The following is a 6,804-nucleotide window of genomic DNA, read 5'->3' as shown; positions in this document are numbered from 1 at the left end:
CGTTGGGACCGGCATAACCGACCATACGACCAAACTTGTCGTAGTCGATGGTGTAACCCAGCTTATCTTTCCACTGAAAACCGTCTTTACCCTGGTTACGAGCCGTGAGGGTCCGTTTGGGAAGGTTTTGAAAGACTGGATTCTCAGAACCCCGAGCAGATTGCCTCAGGTAAGAATTACCGTTACGAATCAGGGCGTAAGGGCGTTCCGTCAGCGGATCAGGGGTTGCATTGCCGTCATCATCCACTGCTGAACCGACAATCTCCAGACGACTCCAGGGGCGGTTCCAGACCCATTGACCATTAAACCACTGACGCTCAATGACCAGATCACCAGCCTGAGTCTTAACTCGAAGATCGACAAAAGCATCACGAAATTCGCCAGTATCATAGGAAGGCGGCTGTTGCTGCCACTCAATCCCTTCCATGGCTGATGCCAGCCCCGTCGCTCCCAGCAGTAGCACTCCGAGAATTTTCGTTATACAACCCTTAAACATTTACTTCCCTGACTAATGTACGACATTGTTATTATTTGATAGCGGCAAGGGTATCCCATGAGGAACACCCTGAAAATAATCCATGTGGATGATTTCCAGAAGCCTGACCAAGAATTTCGGTCGAGAATAAAGCTCAGCAGGACGCCCCATCTATTCTTGGTCAGACTCCTTCTTACTCGATTTTTAAGCTGGTCTGATCCGTTTTCTTTTCTGAAGGAGGGGGGTAGAAATCAAAGTCACTGAGAACCGGTATGGATGTCTCTGTCTTGATCAGTTCGCTTTCAGTGCCCTTATAGGCCAGCTGCTGCTCACGAATGTAGCTGTATTTGCCACCCGTAATGGCCAGGGCGTCTTCAGAGCTGCGCAAAATGGTGGGTTTGATGAATACCATGAGGTTTTTACGATTACGCTCCTGGCTGTTACTGCGAAACAGATGCCCCAGAATCGGAATATCGCCCAGTAGCGGTACCTTCTGCTCACTGCCAGTAATCTCATCGGAAATCAGCCCACCAAGCACGATAATGGACTCACTTTCCACCTGCACCTTGGTTTCTATGGAGCGGGTGCGCGTGACAATATCTGAAGCCTGGCTGTCGTCGGTCACACTGGAAATCTCCTGATAAATATCCAGCGTCATTAAACGACCCCGGTTAATCTGGGGAGTGACTTTCAATTGCAGACCCACATCTTTTCGTTCAATAGTCTGAAAAGGGTTATCTGTGGAAGAGGAGGAACTGGTGGACTGGCCGGTAATAAACGGAACATTTTCTCCCACCACAATTTTTCCCGCTTCGTTATCCAGAGCGATAAGGCTTGGAGTGGAAAGAATATTAATGGCGTCGTTGCCGTAAAAAGCCTGAACCAGTGTCCGTAGAGAGCCGTTTCTGTAGAAACCAAGGTTCAACCCCCCGCCGATAATATTATTGTCACCAGCAGCAAAGCGTTCATAACTGGTCAACCCACCGGAGTCGACCCGCGATCCGCCAAACCAGCCATCGCCATTAAGAGCACTGTTGGTTGTGCCCCACTGCACACCCAGCTCGTTCAACTGGGTCTCGCCAATCTCTACAATAATGGCTTCTACCAGTACCTGAGCCCGACGTATGTCCAGCTTTTTAATAATTTTTGCCAGGGACTGAATGTATTCTGGAGGGGCCGAGATCACCAGAGAATTAGTGCTTTCACTGGCTCTTATAGCAATTTGCAGCTCATCACCCGCTCGGTTTTTATCTCTCTTCAACATACTGGCGGTGATGTCCTTGAGAATATCAGCCGCTTCCTTGGCTTTCATAAAATCCAGATAGATAACATGGGCTTCGTCTTCGATGATTTCTTCCCGGTCAAGCTGGGCAATCACTTTTTTCCAACGCTGGATTTTGACAGCAGGCCCTGCCAGCAAAATACTGTTTGTTCTTTCATCCGCTGCCATAAGCACCTGCCGCGCGGGCAGCTTACCTGCCTGATTCTTGCCGGAAAGAGCCGTTATGGCCGCAATGACATCCTTGGCATCGGCATTTTTCAGCTGAGCTACATAAAGATCACTGACCTGCTCCTGATCCAACTGATCAAGCACTTTCTCCAACTGGGCAATCACCACTTCCTGGGCGACAACCAGTAACAGATTACTGTCAGGCAATGCAGCAATATGGCCGGTTTGAGGTATGAGAGGACGAATGATGGGAATAACCTGAGCTGCATTCAGATACTGTGTTTTCAATACCTGAATAATCGTCGCAACACTTTTACTGTCGGCCGACTCCTGGAATGGAACGCCCGATTGACGGGTCAGAGTATTAGGAATGATCTTGATAGTGCCAGTCTGCTCCAGCACCGAAAAGCCATGCAGTTCCAGAACTTCGGTAAATATACTCCAGGCTTCCTGCTTGTTGACGGGGTCATTAACAATGACTGTCACCTTGCCTTTAACACGGGGGTCGACAATCAGATTCTTATCGGTTTCACTGGCCATCCAGTCAATAAAGGAGCGGATATCACTGTTCTTGATATTGATCTCAATGTCTTTTGCAACACCGGTCTTTTTTTCAGGCTGTCCATCGACCTGCTCTTGTGCCTGAACCTGGCCTGAAAACACAAAAAGCACTACAGCCAGTGATAAAAACCACTTCATCCCTTACATCCTTGCTAGCTTTGTTGTTTTTGTTCTTAAGGCTGAAACTGTTTCATTCAATCACGGCTGTTGATCACTAAACCGTGCTCGCAGAGCTTCTAGCCTCTCCGCTATCTCTCCCTGCTCTGTCACTGCCAGTTGATTACTTGAAGACACTGACTCAGATCTTTTGGGCGGTTCTGATACAACCTGTGATTCAACCGTATTATCAAATGACAGATTCTCCAGGGCACCTGCAATTTCCAATGTAACAGTGCGGGAACCAATAGCCTTGACAATAACATCGTCTGATACATTATCGCCTACTCGAAACAGCCTACTTCCTGCTTCTGTGCCAATCTGCGCAGCATTTCGATCTTGAGAAGAGGCTCTGAAAATGGCTTCCAGAGAAAGTTTCAAGCTGGTTTTTGGAATATTATTTAACTCAACAGACTTTTGCTCGGAAGGTTCGTACAAAGAGAACAAAGGATTTTCAAGCAGATCTTTTTGACTGATCTCTGCAACGGGTTCACTTTCAGACTGAGCAGTAGCGACATCATCACCGACCCACTCAACCTCATCATTCAGATCCAAAAGTGCTTTAGAGTCCCAAGCTATAAGAGCGATCAATAGCAATGCAAATACAGGGACTACAAAAAGATCGAGTTTCCTTTTACTGAACACCGAACCATCCTGGATTGTTACTTATTATTAGTTACACGGCACTCTACCACTATTTATTCACTGCTTCTATCGCCTTATATTTACTGCTACTCAACTACCAAATGACATCTAACCAGCTAAACAAACATCAATATTGAACTTTGTGTTATAAACACCTCCATGAACACCATCAATATCCAATACTACCATTCACCCGTCGGCGAGCTGATGCTGGGCACCTATGAGCAACAGCTCTGCCTGTGTGACTGGCGCTATCGAAAGAAGAGATTGAGAGTCGATTCTCGCATCAAGAACGGTCTTAAGGCTGAATATGTCGAGAAAGACGACGACATTATGGAGCTCACCCGACAGCAACTGGAAGAATACTTTCGCAAAGAACGGGAAGTTTTTTCAGTTCCGTTGCTATTGATAGGTACGGCTTTTCAAAAACAGGTATGGCAGGCATTGAATACTATTCCCTATGGAGAAACCACCACCTATGCACGACTGGCAGAATCCATGGGAGACCGGAATGCCTTGAGAGCCGTGGCCAATGCCAATGGTGCAAATGGACTTTCAATATTAGTCCCCTGCCATCGGGTGATTGCCAGCAACGGTGAGCAACAGGGCTATGCCGGTGGTAAGCCAGCCAAGGAAAAACTGCTCATTCTGGAAGGCAGCCTGCCCTATCAACAAGGCTCGCTGTTTGATTAATCAATCCTACGTATAGATGCATTGAGTGGTATGAATGACTTTTACGATCAGCTAACCCCCTTTTACCACCTTATATTTGAGGACTGGAATGGCAGTGTTGAGCGACAATCCGCTCAGCTCAAGACCCTGATAAAAAAGCATTGGCCTGAAACCAAATCCATTCTTGATGTCTCCTGCGGTATTGGCACCCAGGCCATCGGCTTGGCACAAAAAGGCTATAACGTCACAGCGTCTGACCTTTCAGAAAAAGAAGCTGAGCGTGCAAAGCAAGAAGCAGAAAGACGTAATCTAACTCTAGCGGTCTCTGTTTGCGACATGCGACAGGCTTTTGATCATCATGGAACAGGGTTTGACCTGGTGATTTCTGCAGACAACTCTGTACCCCATCTTTTAAACGACAATGATATCTTGATAGCCTTTAAACAGATGTTCGCTTGCCTCAAACCGGGTGGTGGCTGCCTGATCACTGTTCGAGATTATGATAAGGAAGAACGCGGCCGAAATCTGCTTAAACCTTACGGCGTCCGGGTTGAAGGAAACAAACGATTCATCCTGTTTCAGGTCTGGGATTTTGAAGGCGATCAATACAGCCTGGCATTTCATTTAATTGAAGAAAACCTCTCTACAGGCAAAGCAATCACTCACACACTGCACTCCCGCTATTACGCCATTTCCACAAACCGACTTTGTGAGCTGATGACACAAGCGGGCTTTAGGGATGTACAAAGAATTAACGATGCGTTCTATCAACCGGTACTGCTTGGCACCATATAACGGAACGTAAAAAAGCATGAGCATACGACACGATTACTATGATCAAAATAAGAACCCCAAGAACTGAACTGGTATTGTTAAACCCGGAAGATGCCGAACTGCTTTTAGAGTACAGACTGACTAACCGGGATCACCTTACACCGTGGGAGCCGGAGCGTAATGAAAACTTTTATACACTCAAACAGTGTGAGCACCAGCTAACAGCACAGCGCAAAAGTTTCGATGAAGGCACAGGCTTTCAACTAACAGCACTGACATCCGACAAAAATGAAATCATTGGCTTGTGCAATTTTAACAATATCGTCCATGGAGTCTTTCAAGCCTGCCACCTGGGCTACTCTATTTCGAAAAAACACGAAGGCCAAGGCTTAATGCTCGAGATTGTTTCTGCTGGAATCGACTATGTCTTTCAGGAAGCAAAGCTTCATCGCATCATGGCCAATTATATTCCTGACAACCATCGCAGCGCAGCACTACTTAAGAAGCTTGGATTCGAAGAAGAAGGAAGAGCCCGGTCTTACCTAAAAATTGCCGGGAAGTGGCAGGATCATATTCTGACTTCCAGAATCAACCCTGCCCATAGCGAAGACAGTCAAAATTAAAGCCCAGGTATACCGACCATATCACTAACGCTCTTCAAGCTGGCTTTGATACTGAGTGTATCCGGGTCAATATCACAATTGGCTCCATGAAAGCTGAAGGGAGCAACGACAGGCTTGCCCGGTCCACTTGCAGCAATGACAAAGGAACACATCGCTGGAGGAGGTGTACTCCCGACCTTTTTATTTAAAGAGTACGCTTTGTCTATAAATAGCTCATAGAGTTTGTAATGCTCACTCAGTTTTGATCCTTCGGTGGGCATTTGCACCATGGTAATTGAGAGCACGCCGTAAAAATCTGACTTTGTACCCAACTGATAGCCCAGTACCTCTGTATGACCTTCAGACACTGCCAGGGGAAGCTGAATCTGCTTAACCTTCATTGGATCATCGTCGTCCTTTTCAAACCAGGCTACTTTTTCACAGCTCTTATTAGGAAGTACCGAAGTACCATCCTCAGCAGCAAAATGAACATAGGTTTGCCACTCCCCAGACTGGGATTCAATGGTGTAGTTAAAGTGGGTTTTGCAATCGCCATACCCTTTTATTACACCACCATCATCGGTATTCACAGGTAAAGCCAGTGAATACGGCACACAAAGACCCAACACCCAACAGAACAGACTCTTCTTCATAGGATTAATCTCCGATCAGTCGTAAGAGTCTAGTCCAAATATAAACTCTGCTTTTAAACTCCTCTAAAGGACAACACCCCTTTAAAAAAGCGAGTAAAGATTAATACGACATTACAGCCACTCATCCATACACACTCATTAGATCACATTATGAAAGAGGCTCCAGAAAGGCCTTTTCAACCGCTTCCCGTGCCAGCCGTATAGCTTGCTTCATGGCTATCTCCTGATCATCAATACCCATCCAGGCCCCACCGATCAGACCATCTATACCCGACTTATGCCAGGCCAACGGCAGATCAGCTCGCAACACTTTGACATTGACCATAAACTGAAGATAGGCGTCCCATGCCGCCTGCTGTTTTGAGAGAATTTCGTAAATTTCATCGGTATCTGAGATTTCCCAGTCCCTGAGCAGGAAGCAATACTCACTCTCAAGCTCGATAAAGCCCCCTATCATCTGCAGAAGCTGCTCTCGATAGTCTTCAGGGTATTTCCCTTCGATGGCCATATAGGTTTGTTCTACAGCCTCAAGACAATCCATAAGCAATGAACCGATCAACTGTTCACGACTGGTAAAATGTCTATGCAATGTAGCCCTGCCAATCCCGGCAGCCGATGCCAATTCAGCCAGGCTGGAACCTGGCTTCTTAACCAACAAGCGAATAGCCGCCTTCTTTAAACGTTGAACTGAACTTGGTCGCCCTGCCACTGCTCTCATTCCATTAATCCAATTGAGTCATGATTGTCTCATAGAGATGAAGGATCTCAAGGTTTCTCAGCCTAGAAAAGTCATAAATTATCAAGATTCTCATTCTG

Annotated in this window: 8 protein-coding genes; 3 read left to right on the top strand and 5 right to left on the bottom strand. The window is 46.5% G+C overall.

Annotated elements, in window-relative coordinates; translation table 11 throughout:
* The 3 genes from ACR2PX_RS25920 to ACR2PX_RS25910 form a co-directional block, all read right to left on the bottom strand.
* Nucleotides 1-496 (bottom strand): hypothetical protein (locus ACR2PX_RS25920; protein WP_434002251.1); only part of this gene is annotated, 496 nt, incomplete at its 3' end.
* A 172-nt stretch (nt 497-668) separates the two neighbouring features.
* A complete protein-coding gene (gene gspD, locus ACR2PX_RS25915) occupies nt 669-2,624 on the bottom strand; it encodes a type II secretion system secretin GspD (protein ID WP_434002250.1) in 1,956 nt (651 codons plus the stop codon).
* Nucleotides 2,625-2,684: 60 nt separating this feature from the next.
* Nucleotides 2,685-3,287 carry a type II secretion system protein N gene (locus ACR2PX_RS25910; RefSeq protein WP_434002249.1) on the bottom strand — a complete coding sequence of 201 codons (603 nt, stop codon included), beginning with the start codon at nt 3,285-3,287 and terminating at the stop codon, nt 2,685-2,687.
* A 159-nt stretch (nt 3,288-3,446) separates the two neighbouring features.
* On the opposite strand from ACR2PX_RS25910, the gene ACR2PX_RS25905 reads away from it, so the two are divergent.
* Genes ACR2PX_RS25905 through ACR2PX_RS25895 form a run of 3 tightly spaced genes read left to right on the top strand, consistent with a single transcriptional unit; the run spans nt 3,447 to nt 5,356 of the window.
* A complete protein-coding gene (locus ACR2PX_RS25905; protein ID WP_434002248.1) occupies nt 3,447-3,980 on the top strand; it encodes a methylated-DNA--[protein]-cysteine S-methyltransferase in 534 nt (177 codons plus the stop codon).
* Between the two features lie 30 nt (nt 3,981-4,010).
* Entirely contained in the window at nt 4,011-4,754 is a 744-nt protein-coding gene (locus ACR2PX_RS25900; RefSeq protein WP_434002247.1) for a class I SAM-dependent methyltransferase, read from the top strand.
* A gap of 38 nt (nt 4,755-4,792) precedes the next feature.
* Nucleotides 4,793-5,356 (top strand): GNAT family N-acetyltransferase, encoded by a 564-nt coding sequence (locus ACR2PX_RS25895; RefSeq protein WP_434002246.1) that lies wholly within the window; start codon nt 4,793-4,795, stop codon nt 5,354-5,356.
* Here ACR2PX_RS25895 and ACR2PX_RS25890 read toward each other — a convergent pair.
* Together ACR2PX_RS25890 and ACR2PX_RS25885 are read right to left on the bottom strand one after the other, a co-directional pair.
* Nucleotides 5,353-5,988 (bottom strand): hypothetical protein, encoded by a 636-nt coding sequence (locus ACR2PX_RS25890; protein WP_434002245.1) that lies wholly within the window; start codon nt 5,986-5,988, stop codon nt 5,353-5,355. The genes ACR2PX_RS25895 and ACR2PX_RS25890 overlap by 4 nt on opposite strands.
* A 148-nt stretch (nt 5,989-6,136) precedes the next feature.
* Complete coding sequence (locus ACR2PX_RS25885; protein WP_434002244.1) at nt 6,137-6,706, bottom strand: TetR/AcrR family transcriptional regulator; 570 nt, start codon at nt 6,704-6,706, stop codon at nt 6,137-6,139.
* Nucleotides 6,707-6,804 lie beyond the last annotated feature (98 nt).

Origin of the sequence: Endozoicomonas sp., assembly GCF_051008435.1 — a bacterium.
GTDB lineage: Bacteria > Pseudomonadota > Gammaproteobacteria > Pseudomonadales > Endozoicomonadaceae > Endozoicomonas_A.
The sequence above is the reverse complement of the archived record's forward strand: the minus strand, read 5'-3'. Positions and strand labels throughout refer to the sequence as shown.